At 51.6% G+C, this 18008-nt stretch carries 17 protein-coding genes; 14 read left to right on the forward strand and 3 right to left on the reverse strand.

Annotation, left to right across the window (positions count from 1 at the left end; translation table 11 throughout):
- Position 1: 1 nt before the first annotated feature.
- Both otsB and otsA read left to right on the forward strand, forming a co-directional pair.
- Positions 2-805: a trehalose-phosphatase gene (gene otsB / locus FDX09_RS20670; protein WP_137347795.1), complete on the forward strand. Its 804-nt coding sequence runs from the start codon at positions 2-4 to the stop codon at positions 803-805.
- Entirely contained in the window at positions 780-2201 is a 1422-nt protein-coding gene (gene otsA, locus FDX09_RS20675) for an alpha,alpha-trehalose-phosphate synthase (RefSeq protein WP_137347796.1), read from the forward strand. Before otsB ends, otsA begins: the two co-directional genes overlap by 26 nt.
- A 16-nt stretch (positions 2202-2217) precedes the next feature.
- On the opposite strand, the gene uspC is transcribed toward otsA, so the two are convergent.
- The gene (uspC, locus tag FDX09_RS20680) at positions 2218-2646 is read right to left on the reverse strand and encodes a universal stress protein UspC (protein WP_038641488.1); all 429 of its coding nucleotides are present in this window, start codon (positions 2644-2646) and stop codon (positions 2218-2220) included.
- 793 nt (positions 2647-3439) lie between these two features.
- Between uspC and flhD the strand changes: the two genes are divergently transcribed.
- The 6 genes from flhD to cheW all read left to right on the forward strand — a co-directional run bounded on the left by flhD (position 3440) and on the right by cheW (position 8878).
- Positions 3440-3781, forward strand: a complete 342-nt coding sequence (gene flhD / locus FDX09_RS20690; RefSeq protein ID WP_003034622.1) for a flagellar transcriptional regulator FlhD — start codon at positions 3440-3442, stop codon at positions 3779-3781.
- Positions 3778-4362 (forward strand): flagellar transcriptional regulator FlhC, encoded by a 585-nt coding sequence (gene flhC / locus FDX09_RS20695; RefSeq protein WP_170973258.1) that lies wholly within the window; start codon positions 3778-3780, stop codon positions 4360-4362. The genes flhD and flhC overlap by 4 nt, the downstream gene beginning before the upstream one ends.
- Before the next feature lie 124 nt (positions 4363-4486).
- Complete coding sequence (gene motA / locus FDX09_RS20700; protein ID WP_032939611.1) at positions 4487-5374, forward strand: flagellar motor stator protein MotA; 888 nt, start codon at positions 4487-4489, stop codon at positions 5372-5374.
- Positions 5371-6300, forward strand: coding sequence for a flagellar motor protein MotB (gene motB, locus FDX09_RS20705; protein ID WP_038641486.1), 930 nt, complete (start codon positions 5371-5373; stop codon positions 6298-6300). The genes motA and motB overlap by 4 nt, the downstream gene beginning before the upstream one ends.
- A 4-nt stretch (positions 6301-6304) precedes the next feature.
- Positions 6305-8353 carry a chemotaxis protein CheA gene (cheA, locus tag FDX09_RS20710; protein ID WP_087856041.1) on the forward strand — a complete coding sequence of 683 codons (2049 nt, stop codon included), beginning with the start codon at positions 6305-6307 and terminating at the stop codon, positions 8351-8353.
- A 21-nt stretch (positions 8354-8374) separates the two neighbouring features.
- Positions 8375-8878, forward strand: coding sequence for a chemotaxis protein CheW (cheW, locus tag FDX09_RS20715; RefSeq protein WP_038641481.1), 504 nt, complete (start codon positions 8375-8377; stop codon positions 8876-8878).
- 79 nt (positions 8879-8957) lie between these two features.
- Here the strand turns inward: cheW and FDX09_RS20720 are convergent, their stop codons facing one another.
- Positions 8958-10217 carry a dicarboxylate/amino acid:cation symporter gene (locus FDX09_RS20720; protein WP_137347798.1) on the reverse strand — a complete coding sequence of 420 codons (1260 nt, stop codon included), beginning with the start codon at positions 10215-10217 and terminating at the stop codon, positions 8958-8960.
- Between the two features lie 406 nt (positions 10218-10623).
- Between FDX09_RS20720 and tar the strand changes: the two genes are divergently transcribed.
- From tar to cheZ, 6 genes are read left to right on the forward strand one after another with little or no spacing between them, the layout of a single operon-like run.
- Positions 10624-12285, forward strand: a complete 1662-nt coding sequence (tar, locus tag FDX09_RS20725; protein ID WP_137347799.1) for a methyl-accepting chemotaxis protein II — start codon at positions 10624-10626, stop codon at positions 12283-12285.
- Between the two features lie 43 nt (positions 12286-12328).
- Positions 12329-13930, forward strand: coding sequence for a methyl-accepting chemotaxis protein IV (gene tap / locus FDX09_RS20730; RefSeq protein ID WP_137347800.1), 1602 nt, complete (start codon positions 12329-12331; stop codon positions 13928-13930).
- 19 nt (positions 13931-13949) lie between these two features.
- The gene (cheR, locus tag FDX09_RS20735) at positions 13950-14822 is read left to right on the forward strand and encodes a protein-glutamate O-methyltransferase CheR (protein WP_038641472.1); all 873 of its coding nucleotides are present in this window, start codon (positions 13950-13952) and stop codon (positions 14820-14822) included.
- On the forward strand, positions 14819-15868 hold the full coding sequence (locus FDX09_RS20740) for a chemotaxis response regulator protein-glutamate methylesterase (protein ID WP_038641470.1): 1050 nt from the start codon (positions 14819-14821) through the stop codon (positions 15866-15868). The genes cheR and FDX09_RS20740 overlap by 4 nt, the downstream gene beginning before the upstream one ends.
- An 18-nt stretch (positions 15869-15886) precedes the next feature.
- A complete protein-coding gene (gene cheY / locus FDX09_RS20745; RefSeq protein WP_038641468.1) occupies positions 15887-16276 on the forward strand; it encodes a chemotaxis response regulator CheY in 390 nt (129 codons plus the stop codon).
- Between the two features lie 13 nt (positions 16277-16289).
- Positions 16290-16934, forward strand: coding sequence for a protein phosphatase CheZ (cheZ, locus tag FDX09_RS20750; RefSeq protein ID WP_038643245.1), 645 nt, complete (start codon positions 16290-16292; stop codon positions 16932-16934).
- Positions 16935-16984: 50 nt separating this feature from the next.
- Here the strand turns inward: cheZ and FDX09_RS20755 are convergent, their stop codons facing one another.
- Complete coding sequence (locus FDX09_RS20755) at positions 16985-17944, reverse strand: fimbrial protein (RefSeq protein ID WP_223229514.1); 960 nt, start codon at positions 17942-17944, stop codon at positions 16985-16987.
- Between the last annotated feature and the right edge of the window lie 64 nt (positions 17945-18008).

Below are 18008 nucleotides of genomic sequence, written 5' to 3' on the forward strand. Positions count from 1 at the left end.
GGTGACAGCATCACTGACATTACCCCCTGAACAATCTGCAAACTGTGCTTATTTTTTTGATCTCGATGGGACACTGGCTGAGATCAAGCCCTATCCTGACCAGGTCGTTGTCCCTAAGACAATCCTGCAATTATTACATCAGTTGGCGACGCATAACGCGGGTGCGCTGGCATTGATTTCAGGGCGCTCGATGGCTGAGCTTGACGGCCTCACCACTCCCTTTCGTTTTCCGCTTGCCGGAGTGCATGGGGCAGAACGCCGTGACATCAATGGTCAAACCCATATAGTGCGCCTGCCCGCGGGTATTGAACGTGAAGCCGGCGCGCTGTTACAGACGGCGTTGTCGAAACTGCCTGGCACGACGCTGGAAGCAAAAGGTATGGCTTTCGCGCTGCACTATCGTCAGGCGCCAGAGCATGAAGCAGCGCTGGTAACGCTGGCGGAATGCATCACGCATACATGGCCGCAGCTTGCATTGCAGCATGGAAAATGTGTCGTTGAAATAAAACCGAAAGGTACGAATAAAGGTGATGCGATTGCTGCATTTATGCAGGAAGCGCCTTTTGCCGGACGGATCCCCGTATTTTTCGGTGATGATCTAACGGATGAAAACGGCTTTGAGGTAGTTAACCGCGCAGGCGGTATTTCAGTGAAGGTGGGGAGCGGGGCGACGCTGGCGACATGGCGTCTGGATGGCGTCAGCGATGTCTGGCGTTGGCTGGAGCAAATTAACTCTTCGCAGCAACAATCGAATACAACAAACAACAGAAGAGGTGACTATGGGTCGTTTAGTCGTAGTATCTAATCGTATCGCCTCGCCAGATGACAAAGGGAGCGCAGGTGGGCTCGCGGTCGGTGTGTTGGGCGCGTTAAAAACTGCTGGTGGATTGTGGTTTGGCTGGAGTGGCGATATCGGTAATGAGGATAAACCGTTAAAAAAGGTCACTCGTGGCAATATTACCTGGGCCTCGTTTAATTTGAGCGAGCAGGATTATGAAGAGTATTACTGTCAGTTTTCGAATGCCGTTTTATGGCCTGCATTCCACTACCGGTTGGATTTAGTTCAGTTTCAGCGCCCGGCCTGGGAGGGGTATCAGCGGGTTAATGCCTTGCTGGTAGATAAACTGCTGCCGCTGCTGAGCGAAGATGACATTATTTGGGTTCATGATTACCACCTGTTACCGTTTGCCTACGAGTTGCGTAAACGCGGCGTGAATAATCGCATCGGTTTTTTCCTGCATATCCCTTTTCCGACGCCGGAAATTTTTAACGCGCTCCCTCCACACCAGGCTCTGCTTGAGCAGATGTGTGATTTTGATTTACTGGGTTTCCAGACCGAAAACGATCGCCAGGCTTTTCTGGACTGTCTGGCTGTCCAGACTCAGGTAACTACCCACAGCGATAAGCGCCACAAAGCATGGGATAAAGCGTTTCGCACAGAAGTGTATCCAATTGGCATCGAGCCGGAGGAAATCGCACGCCAGGCCTCAGGTCCTCTGCCGCCAAAAATGGCGCAGTTAAAGGCAGAGCTTAAGAATGTGAAGAATATATTCTCCGTTGAGCGTCTGGATTACTCCAAAGGCTTGCCAGAGCGCTTCCAGGCCTATGAGGCGCTGCTGGAGAATTACCCGCAGCACCATGGCAAAATTCGCTATACGCAGATAGCGCCAACCTCGCGCGGAGAGGTGCAGGCCTACCAGGATATTCGCCATCAACTGGAGACAGAGGCCGGGCGGATTAATGGTAAATATGGGCAGTTGGGCTGGACGCCGCTTTACTATCTGAACCAGTATTTTGACCGCAAATTGCTGATGAAAATATTCCGCTATTCTGACGTAGGATTAGTGACGCCGTTGCGCGATGGTATGAACCTGGTGGCGAAAGAGTATGTGGCTGCACAGGATCCGGCCAACCCCGGCGTTCTGGTGTTATCGCAATTTGCCGGGGCGGCGAATGAGTTAACTTCTGCGCTTATTGTGAATCCTTATGACCGGGATGAAGTGGCTGGCGCACTTAACCAGGCGCTGACAATGTCGCTTGCTGAACGTATCTCTCGTCATGCTGAAATGCTTGAGACTATCATTAAAAACGATATCGACAACTGGCAGGCGAGATTTATATGCGATCTAAGAAAAGTTACGTCGCGTCAGAGTAAGCGCCAGTTGTCAGACAGTGTGCCTTCCTGTTCGAAACTGGCGTAACGACCTGAAGACGGTATTAATCTCCAGCCAGAGGAACCAGCAGAACATCCACCTGGCTGGCGCCGACCACGCTTTTTGCTGAGCACGAAGCGCGCGAAAAGAAGCTCTGGTTATGGTTGCCGTAAATGACCAGATCGACTGCGTGTTTACGGCAAACGTCGAGAATATGTTCATTCAGTGCCCCATAGGTAATAAAAGTATGCTCGATGGGGTACTGGGCTTCTTTGCTGAGTTTATCGATAAAATCCTGGGTCTCCTCTTGCATGAGTTCACGCAGGTCTTCCAGCATGGGGGCGGCAAACTGGTTATACATTTCAGGGTCTGAGACCAATGTGATCAGGCTAATACGGGCGTTGACAGGGCGAGCGATAGAAACTGCCTTGGCTAACAATTGCTGGCTTTCAGGGGTGGCGGCAACCGCCACCAGAATGTGCGCATAGCTCATAACTCGCTCCTTTTTTTCAAGAATTATGAGAGAACTTTTCTGCTTTACTCAGCTTACTCCATACTGCAACGTTTCTCCCCAGGATAGTGTGAATCCCATCATTATTATTCATTAATTATTCTTATAAATAGAATAATCGCTTCATATAAATTGCAGATAGGTTCTGGTCACTTAAGTAAAACTCACTGCCAATGAAAACAATGTGTTAATAAAAAATAAACAAATATTAACATTTGGCGGGTTATCACTGCGCGGTATTAATTAATCACCCTTAATATTTAAGTTGTTGTTTATAAACAATTTAATTGAAAAGTCGTTTTACATAAAATATGTGATCCAGCTCGCTATTTCACAGCGTGATATTAACGTTTGTGAACAAAATACTATTCGCTTTTATTGCAAGAATATTCGTAGCCCAGGAATCGAAAAGATGAATGCTGGTTTAAAAAATAGGCAAAGTAAAAGCTACGCTGATGGATTTATGTTAAGTGTTTAGCTGATTTATGTGATCTGCGTCACATATTCTTTAAATTCGCAGCACGGTTCCGTTGTATGTGTAACTTGCGGCGGGTAGAGTTGCGTCGAATTAGGAAAAATCTTAGACAATTGTAAGAATTGATGTGAGCTTGTAAGAAGTGCGCATTCTTCAAAAGGGCTGATTTACACAACGTGTATGTGTCGTCACGCTGCTATGTATTTGACCTTTTGCTTTTTTTTACCGGGACTTCCCGGCGACATCACGGGGTGCGGTTTTACCGCATGAAAATAATGTTGGTTATTATGGATGCAAATAATGCATACATCCGAGTTGCTGAAACACATTTATGACATCAATTTGTCATATTTATTGCTTGCACAACGTTTGATCGTTCAGGACAAAGCATCTGCGATGTTTCGCCTTGGTATCAGCGAAGAGATGGCGGACACGTTGGCAACATTAACTCTTCCTCAAATGGTCAAACTGGCTGAAACAAACCAACTGGTGTGTCACTTCCGTTTCGACGATCACCAGACTGTTACTCGCCTGACGCAAGACTCCCGCGTTGACGATCTCCAGCAAATTCATACCGGCATCATGCTTTCTACGCGACTGTTAAGCGACATCGATGATGCCGCGCGCAAGAAAAGGGCTTGATGATGAGCGAAAAAAGCATTGTTCAGGAAGCGCGTGATATCCAGTTGGCAATGGAATTAATCACATTGGGCGCCCGTTTGCAAATGCTGGAAAGCGAAACGCAATTAAGTCGTGGTCGTCTTATCAAGCTGTACAAAGAATTACGCGGCAGTCCTCCGCCAAAAGGGATGCTTCCTTTCTCCACCGATTGGTTTATGACGTGGGAACAAAATATCCATGCCTCGATGTTTTGCAATGCATGGCAATTCCTGCTCAAAACAGGGTTGTGTAGCGGTGTGGATGCCGTAATTAAAGCGTATCGTTTATATCTTGAGCAGTGTCCGCAGCAGGAAGATGGTCCACTGCTGGCGTTAACTCGCGCATGGACGCTGGTACGTTTTGTCGACAGCGGACTGCTGGAATTGTCCACATGCAACTGCTGCGGCGGGAACTTTATCACTCACGCACACCAACCCGCAGGCAGCTTTGCCTGCAGTTTATGCCAGCCGCCATCACGGGCCGTAAAAAGACGTAAACTTTCCCAGAATGCTGCCGATATTATTCCACAACTGCTGGATGAACAGATCGAACAGGCTGTTTAACTGATACGGTGTGGATAAACACTCCAGCAGCGGTAAGCGATTACCGCTGCTTTTTTTTGTCCTGACCTCAAGTTAACTTCCCGACTGCGCATCCTGTCATAGTCAATTGCGAAAGGATGATGTCGTGCTTATCTTATTAGGTTACCTGGTTGTTATTGGTACAGTTTTCGGCGGTTACATGATGACCGGCGGACACCTTGGGGCACTCTATCAACCGGCTGAGCTGGTGATTATCGGTGGCGCAGGTATTGGGGCATTCATCGTCGGCAATAACGGGAAAGCCATTAAGGGAACGATGAAAGCGATCCCGATGCTTTTCCGTCGTTCGAAATACACCAAAGCGATGTATATGGATCTGCTGGCGCTGCTATATCGCCTGATGGCCAAGTCACGTCAGCAGGGCATGTTCTCGCTCGAACGTGACATCGAAAACCCTAAAGAGAGTGAAATCTTCGCCAGCTATCCACGCATTCTTGCAGATGCCGTGATGCTTGATTTTATTGTCGATTATCTGCGACTGATCATCAGCGGCAACATGAATACGTTTGAGATTGAAGCGCTGATGGACGAAGAAATTGAGACTCATGAGAGCGAAGCCGAAGTTCCGGCTAATAGCCTGGCGATGGTTGGCGACTCGCTACCGGCATTCGGGATTGTGGCGGCGGTCATGGGCGTTGTCCATGCGCTGGCTTCCGCCGATCGCCCGGCGGCTGAACTGGGTTCGCTGATTGCGCATGCGATGGTGGGGACATTCCTCGGTATTTTACTGGCCTATGGCTTTATTTCTCCACTTGCCAGCGTCCTGCGTCAGAAAAGCGCTGAAACCACCAAGATGATGCAGTGCGTGAAGATAACGCTGCTCTCCAACCTGAATGGTTACGCCCCGCCGATTGCCGTCGAATTTGGTCGTAAGACATTGTATTCCAGCGAACGTCCTTCGTTTATCGAACTGGAAGAGCATGTTCGTGCGGTGAGAAATCCAGCTGCGCAGCAGACGACCGAGGACGCATGAAAAATCAGGCCCATCCCATTATCGTCGTAAAGCGACGTAAACATAAAGGTCACGGTGGTGGGGCGCATGGTTCGTGGAAAATCGCCTACGCCGATTTTATGACCGCGATGATGGCCTTCTTTCTGGTGATGTGGCTCATTTCCATCTCCAGCCCTAAAGAATTGATCCAGATTGCCGAATATTTCCGTACTCCACTGGCTACCGCGGTGACAGGCGGCAATCGTATTTCGAATAGCCAAAGCCCCATCCCTGGTGGAGGGGATGATTACACCCAGCAGCAGGGAGAAGTGCACAAGCAGCCGAATATTGATGATTTGAGAAAACGCATGGAGCAAAGCCGTTTAAGCAAACTTCGCGGCGATCTCGATCAATTGATTGAATCGGACCCTAAACTGCGTGCGCTGCGCCCGCATTTGAAAATTGATTTAGTTCAGGAAGGGCTGCGTATTCAGATTATCGACAGTCAGAACCGACCAATGTTTAAGACCGGCAGTGCTGAAGTTGAGCCGTATATGCGCGATATCCTGCGGGCCATTGCGCCAGTGCTCAACGGCATCCCTAACCGAATCAGTCTTTCCGGACATACAGATGATTACCCTTACGCCAACGGTGAGAAAGGGTACAGCAACTGGGAACTGTCTGCCGATCGCGCTAATGCGTCGCGCCGCGAGCTGGTTAGCGGCGGTCTGGATGATGGAAAAGTATTACGGGTGGTAGGCATGGCCGCCACGATGCGTCTGAGCGATCGCGGTCCTGAGGACGCCATCAACCGCCGTATTAGCCTGCTGGTTCTCAATAAGCAGGCAGAAGAGGCCATTTTGCATGAAAACGCTGAAAGCCAGAATGAGCCGGTAAGTGTCTTACAACAGCCAGCGGAACTTCCGCCGGCAAGCGTTCCCACATCGCCACCAGCCAATCCGAGGTGATAGCGTGAGCATGGATATTAGCGATTTTTATCAGACTTTTTTTGATGAAGCCGACGAACTGTTGGCCGACATGGAGCAACACCTGCTCGATTTGGTTCCTGAAGCCCCGGATTCCGAACAGCTGAATGCCATTTTTCGTGCCGCGCACTCGATAAAAGGCGGGGCGGGCACCTTCGGCTTTACCATTTTGCAGGAAACGACCCATCTGATGGAAAACCTGCTGGATGAAGCACGGCGTGGCGAGATGCAGCTTAATGCCGACATTATCAACCTGTTTTTGGAAACGAAAGATATTATGCAGGAACAGCTCGACGCCTATAAAAACTCAGAAGAGCCGGATGCCGCCAGCTTTGAGTACATTTGTAATGCGTTACGACAGTTAGCGCTTGAAGCAAAAGGTGAAACCTCAGCCGCGCTCGTCAATACCGCAAAGCTGAGCGTTGTTGACGGGGCGGCGATACAGGAAGAAACCGTTGCCAATCCCGCTCCGGCCAGTAAAGAGGTCAAGAAACGGATTATTCTCTCGCGCCTGAAATCCAGTGAAGTCGATCTGCTGGAAGAGGAGCTGGGGAATCTGGCGACCTTAACCGACGTGGTAAAAGGAAGCGATACGCTGTCTGCAACGCTGGATGGCAACCTTGCGGAAGATGACATTATTGCGGTGCTTTGCTTCGTAATTGAAGCGGATCAGATTGAATTCGAAACCGTCAGCGCAGCGCCCGTGGCGGTTGATGCGAAAGCGGAAACTGAAGCGGTAGCCGTAGTCGCGACGCCGCAGCCGGTTGCCGTCGCGCCTGCGGTCAAAACCGCCGCCAGTGAAGCGCCACACGCCCGCGCGGAACGTGATAAGCCTGCCCGCGCCAGTGAATCAACCAGCATCCGCGTAGCGGTTGAGAAGGTTGATCAGCTCATTAACCTGGTCGGTGAACTGGTTATCACCCAGTCAATGCTGGCCCAGCGTTCTAATGAACTGGATCCGGTCAATCACGGCGATCTCATCACCAGCATGGGGCAGTTACAGCGTAACGCCCGTGATTTGCAAGAGTCGGTGATGTCGATTCGTATGATGCCGATGGAGTACGTGTTCAGCCGCTTCCCACGCCTGGTCCGCGACCTGGCGGGTAAATTGGGTAAACAGGTTGAGCTGACGCAGGTGGGGAGTTCAACAGAACTCGATAAAAGCCTGATTGAACGCATCATCGATCCATTGACGCACCTGGTGCGTAACAGTCTGGACCACGGTATTGAACTGCCGGAAAAACGTCTCGAAGCCGGGAAAAGCCCCATTGGCAATCTGACGCTTTCCGCTGAACACCAGGGCGGGAATATTTGTATTGAAGTGACCGATGATGGCGCTGGTCTGAACCGCGAACGAATCCTCGCCAAAGCCATCTCCCAGGGGATGCCGATCCACGAAAACATGAGCGATGACGAAGTCGGTATGCTGATTTTCGCCCCGGGCTTCTCGACGGCTGAACAGGTGACGGATGTCTCTGGTCGCGGTGTGGGGATGGACGTGGTGAAGCGAAATATCCAGGAGATGGGCGGCCATGTTGAGATCCAATCGAAGCAAGGACAGGGGACGACCATCCGAATTTTGCTGCCGCTGACCTTGGCGATCCTTGACGGGATGTCCGTACGCGTGGCGGACGAAGTCTTTATTCTGCCGCTGAATGCCGTGATGGAGTCACTGCAACCGCGCGAAGAAGATCTCCATCCGCTGGCCGGAGGAGAGCGCGTTCTGGAAGTGCGTGGCGAATATTTGCCGCTGGTTGAATTGTGGAAAGTCTTCGAAGTTGAAGGCGCAAAAACCGAAGCAACGCAGGGCATCGTGGTGATTTTACAAAGCGCAGGTCGTCGCTATGCGCTGCTTGTCGATCAGTTAATTGGCCAACACCAGGTGGTGGTCAAAAACCTGGAAAGCAACTACCGCAAAGTGCCAGGTATTTCTGCTGCAACGATTCTCGGCGACGGTAGCGTCGCGTTGATTGTTGATGTGTCTGCATTGCAGGGGTTAAACCGCGAACAACGTGTGGCGATCACAGCCGCCTGATTGAGTAAGAAAGGGAATAATATGACCGGTATGAGTAATGTAACTAAACTGGCCGGCGAACCGTCAGGTCAGGAATTCCTCGTGTTTACGCTGGGGGATGAAGAGTACGGTATCGATATCCTGAAAGTGCAGGAAATTCGTGGTTACGATCAGGTAACCCGCATTGCTAACACGCCAGCGTTTATCAAAGGCGTTACAAACCTGCGCGGTGTGATTGTGCCGATTGTTGATCTGCGCGTGAAGTTTAGCCAGAGCGATGTCGATTACAACGAAAACACTGTGGTGATTGTATTGAATCTGGGGCAACGGGTGGTTGGGATTGTGGTTGACGGCGTATCTGACGTGCTGTCGCTGACAACCGATCAAATCCGACCGGCACCGGAATTCGCGGTTACGCTGTCAACGGAATATCTGACGGGTCTGGGCGCGCTGGGAGAGAGGATGCTGATTCTGGTCAACATTGAGAAACTGCTGAACAGCGAAGAGATGGCGTTGTTAGATATTGCCGCCGCTCATATGGCGTAAATAAGTAAACATATTATCCGGCCTACAATAATTGCTGTTGTAGGCCGGATAAGCGTAGCGCATCCGACACCTTTCCTTCTTACGCTTCCCGTTCAACCAGTTCCGGTTCTTCTTCCAGTAAACCTTCATCCTGTGCCATCATCGCCGTTGCAATCCCGTTACCTAATACGTTGATCGCTGAGCGCCCCATATCGAGGAAATGGTCGATACCCATCAGTAACAAAATTCCTGCAACCGGAATATTAAAGCTTGGGATGGTTGCCGCCAGCACCACCAGCGCAGAACGCGGTACACCGGCAATCCCTTTGGACGCCAGCATCAGGGTCAACATCAGGACGGTGATTTCTGCAAAGGAGAGATGGATATTGTAGGCCTGTGCGATAAACATAGAAGCAAATGAGCAGTAGACCATAGAACCCACCAGGTTAAACGAATAACCGATAGGCAGTACAAATGACACAATATTAGGCGAGCAACCAAATTTGGTTAATTGCTCCAGCGTTTTCGGATAAGCGGCTTCGGAACTGCTGGTGGTGAAGGCGACCAGAACCGGGTCTTTCAGCATGCTGACCAGACGGAACACCTCTTTTTTCAGCATCACATAACCCACGGCCAGCAGGACCAGACAGGTCAGCAAAATGGCCACATAATAACCGCCAATGAACGACGCGTAGTTGAGCAGGATCCCCAGGCCCTGGGTGGAGATAACGGAAGATATTGCGGCAAAAATAGCCAGCGGCGCAACATACATCACGTAACCGGTCACCTTCAGCATAATGTGGGAGACGACATCCAGCGCGGCAACCAGCGGGGCGTTAAATTTTTCGCCGAGCGAAGCACCACCGATGCCGAAGAACATCGAGAACACGACGATTTGCAGAATCTCATTGTTGGCCATCGCCTCAGCGATGCTGGTGGGAATGGTATGCGTCAGAAAACCTTTCAGGCTCATACCGCCTACGGCCAGGCCGGTATCGGTGGCTTCCAGCGGGATCGCCAGGTTCAGGCCGCTGCCGGGTTGTTCGAGGGAGACCACAAACAGACCGACCAGAATAGACAGAATAGAAGAGCTGATAAACCAGATCATCGCTTTGCCACCCACGCGCCCGATGGTTGAGGTTTCGCCCAGGCGCATAATACCCACGGTCAGGGTGCTGAAGACTAAAGGCGCAATCACCATCTTAATCAGGCGCAAAAAGATGTCGGTGAGAAGCGTAATATTATCGGCCCAGGCGGTAACAACGCCGGGCGAGGCATAAGAGTGGATCCCTGCACCCGACAGGATCCCCGCCAGCATGAAGATCACAATAAACAACGTGAGTTTGTTTGCATTTGCCACTAAAAAGCCCTCAGTAAGGATTTAACATTTATTGTTCGGTTACTCATTTTTTATACTTATTAAGTGGTAACGAAATATTCATCATATAAATTGGATTAAAGCGTAATCGGATACAACTTTTTTTAATTTTTTATTCATTTTGTTGTGGTATTTAGGAAGAGGATATGTGATCTGAATCACGAAAAAGTGCCTGATTGTTCTCATCTGACCTTAAAAACAGGCAAATATGAATGTTATTTACATGATAATTATGATGTTTTTATGTGAATGACTTGTGGTGGCTGTTCAACTGCTGCTCAGTGGTTCTGCCTGACTGTATTTCCCTCCCGTATTTCCCTTTCGCAAACGTAAAGTTATCTCAGCGAGTGCCGATAACGTTGATAACTCGTTTTCAGGAAGGTGCCTTATGTTTAACCGTATCCGCGTTGTCACAATGCTGATGATGGTGCTGGGGGTTTTCGCACTGCTACAGCTTGTTTCCGGTGGTCTGTTGTTTTCTTCATTGCAGCAGAATCAGCAAAGTTTTGTTATTTCTAACGATCTTCGACAGCAGCAAAGCGAACTCACCTCGACATGGGATCTGATGCTGCAAACACGAATTAATTTAAGCCGTTCTTCCGCGCGTATGATGATGGATGCGTCCAATCAGCAAAGCAGCGCGAAAAATGATCTGCTAAAGAATGCGAAAGCATCGCTGGCGCAGGCAGAAACGCATTACGCAAAATTTAAAAACATCACGCCGTTGCCGGAGATGGCAGAAGCCAGCGGCAACGTTGATGAGAAGTATCAGCAGTACCATGCGGCCTTATCAGAACTGGTCCAGTTTCTGGAAAACGGCAATATGGACGCCTATTTCGCGCAACCTACTCAGGGAATGCAAAACGCGCTCGGCAAGGCGTTGGGCAAGTATGCCAGCGTGAGCGAGAAGCTTTACGTTCAGGCGTTCGATCAAAGCGCGCGTGATTACCACTTTGCCCAATGGCAGCTCGGCATTCTGGCCGTGGTGCTGGTGCTGATTCTGGTGGTGGTGTGGTACGGCATCCGTCATACCTTGCTCAACCCTCTGGCGCGCGTTATTGCTCATATCCGTGAGATCGCCAGCGGTAATTTAACCGCGACGCTGACGGTCCACGGACGTAACGAAATTGGTGAGCTGGCCAGTACGGTTGACCATATGCAGCGTTCGCTGACGGAAACCGTCACCCTGGTACGTGAAGGTTCTGATGCGATTTATTCCGGTACCAGCGAAATTGCCAGTGGTAACACCGATCTTTCATCCCGTACTGAACAACAGGCATCTGCGCTGGAAGAGACCGCCGCCAGCATGGAACAACTGACCGCAACCGTGAAGCAAAACGCGGATAACGCGCGTCAGGCTTCTCAATTGGCGAAAAGCGCCTCTGATACCGCACAACATGGCGGCAAAGTGGTTGATCGCGTGGTGAACACCATGCATGAAATTGCCGATAGCTCGAAGAAAATTGCCGACATCATCAGCGTCATTGATGGCATTGCTTTCCAGACCAATATTCTCGCACTGAATGCGGCGGTTGAAGCGGCGCGTGCCGGTGAGCAAGGGCGTGGTTTTGCCGTGGTCGCAGGCGAAGTGCGTAATCTGGCGAGCCGTAGTGCGCAGGCGGCGAAAGAGATCAAAGCATTGATTGAAGACTCTGTTTCCCGAGTGGATACCGGTTCTGTCCTGGTAGAGAGCGCCGGGGAAACCATGAATGACATCGTCAATGCGGTGACGCGGGTGACCGACATTATGGGGGAAATCGCCTCTGCTTCAGACGAACAGAGCCGCGGGATAGATCAGGTTGCGCTCGCAGTATCTGAAATGGATCGTGTGACGCAACAGAACGCCTCGCTGGTTCAGGAATCGGCCGCCGCAGCGGCAGCGCTCGAAGAACAGGCCAGTCGCTTAACCCAGTCGGTGTCGATTTTCCGTCTCGCGTCACGCCCGACGTCGGCTAAACCCCGTGATACGCGGTTACCTGCGGCGGCGACTGCGACTGCATCATCTCCGCGCCAGAATAGTGAACAAGATACGAATTGGGAAACATTTTGACTGGTAGTTAAACCGCGGCCTGCGCCGCCTGATGGGAGCGTTGATGTTTAATCGTATTCGAATTTCGACCACGCTGTTTTTGATTTTAATCCTCTGCGGTGTTTTGCAGATTGGCAGTAATGGCTTGTCCTTCTGGGCATTTCGGGACGGTTTTCAAAACCTGAATCAGGTCGAACGGAGTAACCAGCAACGCGCTGCGCTGGCCCAAACCCGCGCTGTGTTATTACAGGCCAGTACGGCCCTTAATAAGGCAGGAACGCTGACTGCACTGAGCTATCCGCCAGAGGATATCAAAGCCTTGATGACGCTTGCGCGCGATAGCCTGGCGCAGTCCGAGTCAATGTTTAAACGCTTTATGGCGACGTCGGATACCACAGAACAAGAGAAGGCGCTGATTGGCGCGACGGAGAAAAGCTTTAGCCAATGGCACAGCGATCTGGTTCATCAGGCAACCTGGCTTGAGAACAACCAATTGTCAGATTTTCTGACCGCGCCGGTGCAGGCTTCGCAGGCTGCTTTTGATGCGAATGTTAACGCGTGGCAGAGCAACATCGACCGCGTGTTGCAAACAGCAGGGGATCTCAGCCAGCGAAATTATCATATGTCGGGGGTGATTTTCGCCGTCATGGTGGTACTGGCGGTGCTGTTAACCAGTGCGGCGTTGTACTGGTCGCGCAAGATGATTGTCCAGCCGCTGGCGATTATCGGTAGCCATTTCGACAGCATTGCCGCGGGTAACCTGGCACGGCCGGTAGCAGTTTATGGTCGCAATGAGATCTCGGCCATTTTTGCCAGCCTGATGAAGATGCAGCAGGCGCTGCGTGAAACGGTGAGTGAAGTTCGCCAGGGTAGCTCAGCCATGCACAGCGGCATTTCAGAGATCGCGATGGGCAATAACGATTTGTCTTCACGAACTGAACAGCAGGCGGCTGCACTGGCGCAAACGGCCGCCAGTATGGAACAACTCACTGCCACCGTTGGGCAGAATGCGGATAACGCGCGCCAGGCTTCAGGAATTGCTAAAAGTGCGGCAGACACAGCCCATAAAGGTGGCGAACAGACGTCGCGGGTCGCCAGTACTATGCATGAGATTTCCGCCAGCTCGCAGAAAATTGGCGACATTATCGGGGTGATTGACAGCATTGCCTTTCAGACCAATATCCTGGCGCTGAATGCCGCTGTAGAGGCTGCCCGAGCGGGGGAACAGGGGCGCGGTTTTGCCGTTGTTGCTGGAGAAGTGCGCAATCTGGCCAGCCGGAGCGCACAGGCAGCAAAGGAAATTAAGGGACTGATTGAGGAATCTGTCACCCGGGTTCATCAGGGATCGCAGTTGGTCGATATGGCGGCGCGCACGATGACAGAAATTGTCAGCTCTGTGACCCGGGTGAACGACATCATGGGGGAGATTGCCTCGGCGTCTGATGAACAGCGCAGAGGTATTGAACAGGTGGCGCAGGCCGTCAGCCAGATGGACTCCGTGACGCAGCAAAACGCCGGGCTGGTGGAAGACGCCGCATCCGCCACCGGACAACTCGCCACGCAGGCCGATCATCTTTCTGCCTGTGTCGCATTTTTTAAGCTTGAAGAGCAAAACGTAGCAAAACAAGAGTTGGCGCAACCGCAGGTTGTGCCCGTTGTATCCTGAATGTGATTGAGAAGGCGCTATGACATCATCTCTGCCCTCCGGGCAAACGTCATTATTGTTACAGATGACACAGCGCCTCGCGCTGTCTGACGCGCATTTTCGTCGGATATGTCAATTAATCTACCAGCGTGCGGGGATCGTACTGGCCGACCATAAGCGGGACATGGTTTATAACCGCCTGGTCCGCCGCCTGCGAACCCTGGGTCTGGATGACTTTGGTCGCTATCTCAGCATGCTGGAAGCTAACCAGAACAGTGCTGAGTGGCAGGCTTTTATTAATTCTCTGACCACCAACCTGACCGCGTTTTTTCGCGAAGGGCATCATTTTCCGGTGCTGTCGGATCATGCTCGTCGGCGTAGCGGTGAATACCGCGTCTGGAGCGCGGCGGCGTCAACCGGAGAAGAGCCGTACAGCATCGCCATTACGCTCGCCGATACCTTAGGTATGGCGCCGGGCCGCTGGCGTGTTTTTGCCAGCGACATTGATACCGAAGTGCTGGAAAAGGCGAGAAGCGGTATTTACCGCCTTGATGAGCTAAAGACGCTGTCACCCCAGCAGTTGCAGCGTTATTTCATGCGCGGCACCGGACCGCATGAAGGGCTGGTACGCGTCCGGCAGGAACTGGCGGGGCATGTTGAATTTTCCAGCGTGAATTTACTGGATAAGCAGTACAACGTGCCTGGGCCCTTCGATGCCATATTTTGCCGTAACGTAATGATCTACTTCGATAAAACGACGCAACAGGACATATTGCACCGTTTTGTTCCACTTCTTAAACCAGATGGGCTGCTGTTCGCAGGTCATTCAGAAAACTTTAGCAACCTCGTGCGCGAGTTTAGCCTGCGTGGACAGACCGTGTATGCGCATGCGCCAGGTAAGGATAAAGCATGAGTAAAATCAGGGTGTTGTCGGTTGATGATTCTGCATTGATGCGTCAAATCATGACCGAAATTATTAACAGCCACAGTGATATGGAAATGGTGGCGACGGCGCCAGATCCGTTGGTCGCCCGGGATTTAATCAAAAAATACAATCCCGACGTACTGACACTGGATGTGGAGATGCCGCGCATGGACGGTCTCGACTTTCTTGAGAAGTTGATGCGTCTGCGTCCGATGCCGGTCGTCATGGTCTCTTCTCTGACCGGTAAAGGTTCAGAGGTCACGTTGCGGGCGCTGGAGTTGGGGGCGATTGATTTTGTCACTAAACCGCAGTTGGGGATCCGTGAAGGGATGCTGGCCTACAGCGAAATGATCGCGGAGAAGATCCGCACTGCGTCGCGGGCAAAACTGGCGGCTCATAAACCCATGGCGGCACCAACGACCTTGAAAGCAGGGCCATTACTCAGTTCGGAAAAATTGCTGGTGATTGGCGCCTCAACCGGAGGAACAGAGGCAATTCGCCATGTACTCCAGCCATTGCCGCTTTCAAGTCCAGGTATTCTTATCACCCAGCATATGCCGCCAGGATTTACCCGCTCGTTCGCCGAACGTCTGAACAAACTGTGTCAGATCACGGTGAAAGAAGCCGAAGACGGGGAACGCGTTCTCCCGGGGCATGCGTATATTGCGCCCGGTGACAAACATATGGAGCTGGCGCGTAGCGGCGCGAACTACCAAATCAAAATTCATGACGGCCCGCCGGTTAACCGGCACCGGCCTTCAGTGGATGTGCTGTTCCATTCGGTGGCAAAACATGCGGGGCGTAATGCGGTGGGAGTGATCCTGACCGGCATGGGCAACGACGGCGCCGCCGGAATGTTAGCGATGAACCAGGCTGGCGCCTGGACCATTGCGCAAAATGAAGCAAGTTGTGTGGTGTTCGGCATGCCGCGCGAGGCCATCAATATGGGTGGCGTAAGCGAAGTGGTCGATCTTAGCCAGGTAAGCCAGCAAATGCTGGCGAAAATCAGTGCCGGACAGGCAATACGTATTTGAATCAGGAGTCTATTTTTTATGGCGGATAAAGAGCTTAAGTTTTTGGTTGTGGATGACTTTTCCACCATGCGTCGCATCGTGCGTAACCTGCTCAAAGAGCTGGGGTTCAACAATGTTGAAGAGGCGGAAGACGGCGTGGATGCGCTGAATAAGCTGCAGACTGGGGGATTCGGTTTTGTCATTTCCGACTGGAACATGCCGAATATGGACGGCCTGGAACTGCTGAAAACCATTCGTGCAGATGGCGGAATGTCTTCCCTGCCAGTGCTGATGGTCACGGCAGAAGCGAAGAAAGAAAACATTATTGCGGCAGCACAGGCAGGCGCCAGTGGTTATGTCGTTAAACCGTTTACGGCGGCGACGCTGGAAGAAAAACTCAATAAGATCTTTGAGAAACTGGGCATGTGAGGGTGTGATAATGATGATGCAACCACAAATTAAACCTGCTGACGAACACTCAGCAGGGGACATCATCGCGCGCATCGGCAGTTTGACCCGAATGCTGCGCGACAGCCTGCGCGAACTGGGGCTGGATCAGGCTATTGCCGAAGCGGCGGAAGCGATTCCCGATGCCCGCGATCGTCTCGATTACGTTGTGCAAATGACTGCACAGGCGGCAGAGCGCGCGCTGAACAGCGTGGAAGCTTCGCAACCGCACCAGGACGCGATGGAAAAAGGGGCCAAAGAGCTGACAAAACGCTGGGATGAATGGTTCGAAAATCCGATCGAGCTGTCTGACGCCCGGGAGCTGGTCACCGACACCCGTCAGTTTCTTGGTGACGTGCCCGGACATACCAGCTTCACCAATGCCCAGTTGCTGGATATCATGATGGCGCAGGATTTCCAGGACCTCACCGGTCAGGTCATCAAGCGTATGATGGATGTTATCCAGGAGATTGAACGTCAGCTGTTGATGGTTCTGCTGGAAAACATTCCGGAGCAGGGCGCTCGTCCAAAACGTGAAAACGAAAGTTTGCTGAACGGCCCGCAGGTTGACACCTCAAAAGCCGGCGTGGTGGCAAGTCAGGATCAGGTTGACGACCTGCTGGATAGTCTCGGGTTCTGATTGTTGCGCGAGTCCCCTCAGGCCGCAGAGTAGGTCTGAGGGGAAAGTTCTCAGCGTAAATCCATTTTAACGGTCATGTTGCCTTCAAAGCTTCCTGGTTCCGGGCGGCTGGCGGTGGTAGAGACCGGCGCGGCCGTCATGTTAATTATGCCATTTCCCTGTTCATCCAGCGTAACCGGAAAGTCCACAGAACCATCCAGTACTACGTTCTGATTATTTGCATCAAACATTCTGATACCGAGATCGTTTCTGCCAATCAGTTTGGCGATGTAGGACTGACTACCCTCTACCACGCCCTGATCGGCGGTCAACGTCAGCTTAATCTTGTCGCTGTTGCTGATGGCGGGGCCGTCACAATGGTAGGCGATATCGACATCTTTCAGCGTATAGCCTTTTGGCGGTTGACCCTGGTTAACAAACTGACTGCTGATAATACTCCCCATATCAACCTCAATGGTGCTTCCAGCATTAATCGTACAACTGAGAGGGGCGGTAAGCTTACCGCTCAGCCAGATATTGGACACCAGTTGAGCATCGGTGTTGCGGCATGAACCATTTCCTGTATACAGACAGGCATAGCTTTGCACAACCAGCGTGGGGTCGATGATCTCTTCACCCAATATCGGTTTTTTAATGTACAGATAAAAGCGAATCACGCTGAGCTTGAACTTTCGTTTGACCGTTGCGCCACCGGTCGGTCGCGTTTCGTTGTTACAGACATCTGCCGTCCCTTCCGACAGTTTTTGGTCTGCCTTTTGACTGCCCATATTGCCGATTGGGGTCGGGTACTCGGTGATTTTGATCTCACTTAACCCCATGCCATCGGGATTGTCGATAGCGTCGTTAAATCCCGAAACCTTGATATCCAGGTTCTCTGTTAAGACTCCGTATCCACTGACGCCTGCCGTCAGCGGACTACCGGCGAAGTTGTATTCATAAATCATCGATGCTGATGTGGTATTGGCGGGACATGTGCAATTGGCTTCGATCTCAGGCCCGGTACCTGGCATGTAGCTCCCCGTTAAGTATGAATAATTTGTGTTGTTTTCTGTGCTGCTGAGTTCATGCTCATAT

This window comes from Citrobacter sp. wls717 (genome assembly GCF_005280955.1).
Lineage (GTDB): Bacteria > Pseudomonadota > Gammaproteobacteria > Enterobacterales > Enterobacteriaceae > Citrobacter > Citrobacter werkmanii.

Excerpts from the sequence above, each read along its gene's own strand:
- tap (WP_137347800.1), top strand. The coding sequence starts at position 12,329 with ATGTTTAATCGTATTCGAATTTCGACCACGCTGTTTTTGATTTTAATC.
- motB (WP_038641486.1), top strand. The coding sequence starts at position 5,371 with ATGAAAAATCAGGCCCATCCCATTATCGTCGTAAAGCGACGTAAACAT.
- tar (WP_137347799.1), top strand. The coding sequence starts at position 10,624 with ATGTTTAACCGTATCCGCGTTGTCACAATGCTGATGATGGTGCTGGGG.
- cheW (WP_038641481.1), top strand. The coding sequence starts at position 8,375 with ATGACCGGTATGAGTAATGTAACTAAACTGGCCGGCGAACCGTCAGGT.
- cheY (WP_038641468.1), top strand. The coding sequence starts at position 15,887 with ATGGCGGATAAAGAGCTTAAGTTTTTGGTTGTGGATGACTTTTCCACC.
- FDX09_RS20755 (WP_223229514.1), bottom strand. The coding sequence starts at position 17,944 with ATGCCAGGTACCGGGCCTGAGATCGAAGCCAATTGCACATGTCCCGCC.
- otsA (WP_137347796.1), top strand. The coding sequence starts at position 780 with ATGGGTCGTTTAGTCGTAGTATCTAATCGTATCGCCTCGCCAGATGAC.
- cheZ (WP_038643245.1), top strand. The coding sequence starts at position 16,290 with ATGATGCAACCACAAATTAAACCTGCTGACGAACACTCAGCAGGGGAC.
- FDX09_RS20740 (WP_038641470.1), top strand. The coding sequence starts at position 14,819 with ATGAGTAAAATCAGGGTGTTGTCGGTTGATGATTCTGCATTGATGCGT.
- flhD (WP_003034622.1), top strand. The coding sequence starts at position 3,440 with ATGCATACATCCGAGTTGCTGAAACACATTTATGACATCAATTTGTCA.
- cheR (WP_038641472.1), top strand. The coding sequence starts at position 13,950 with ATGACATCATCTCTGCCCTCCGGGCAAACGTCATTATTGTTACAGATG.
- uspC (WP_038641488.1), bottom strand. The coding sequence starts at position 2,646 with ATGAGCTATGCGCACATTCTGGTGGCGGTTGCCGCCACCCCTGAAAGC.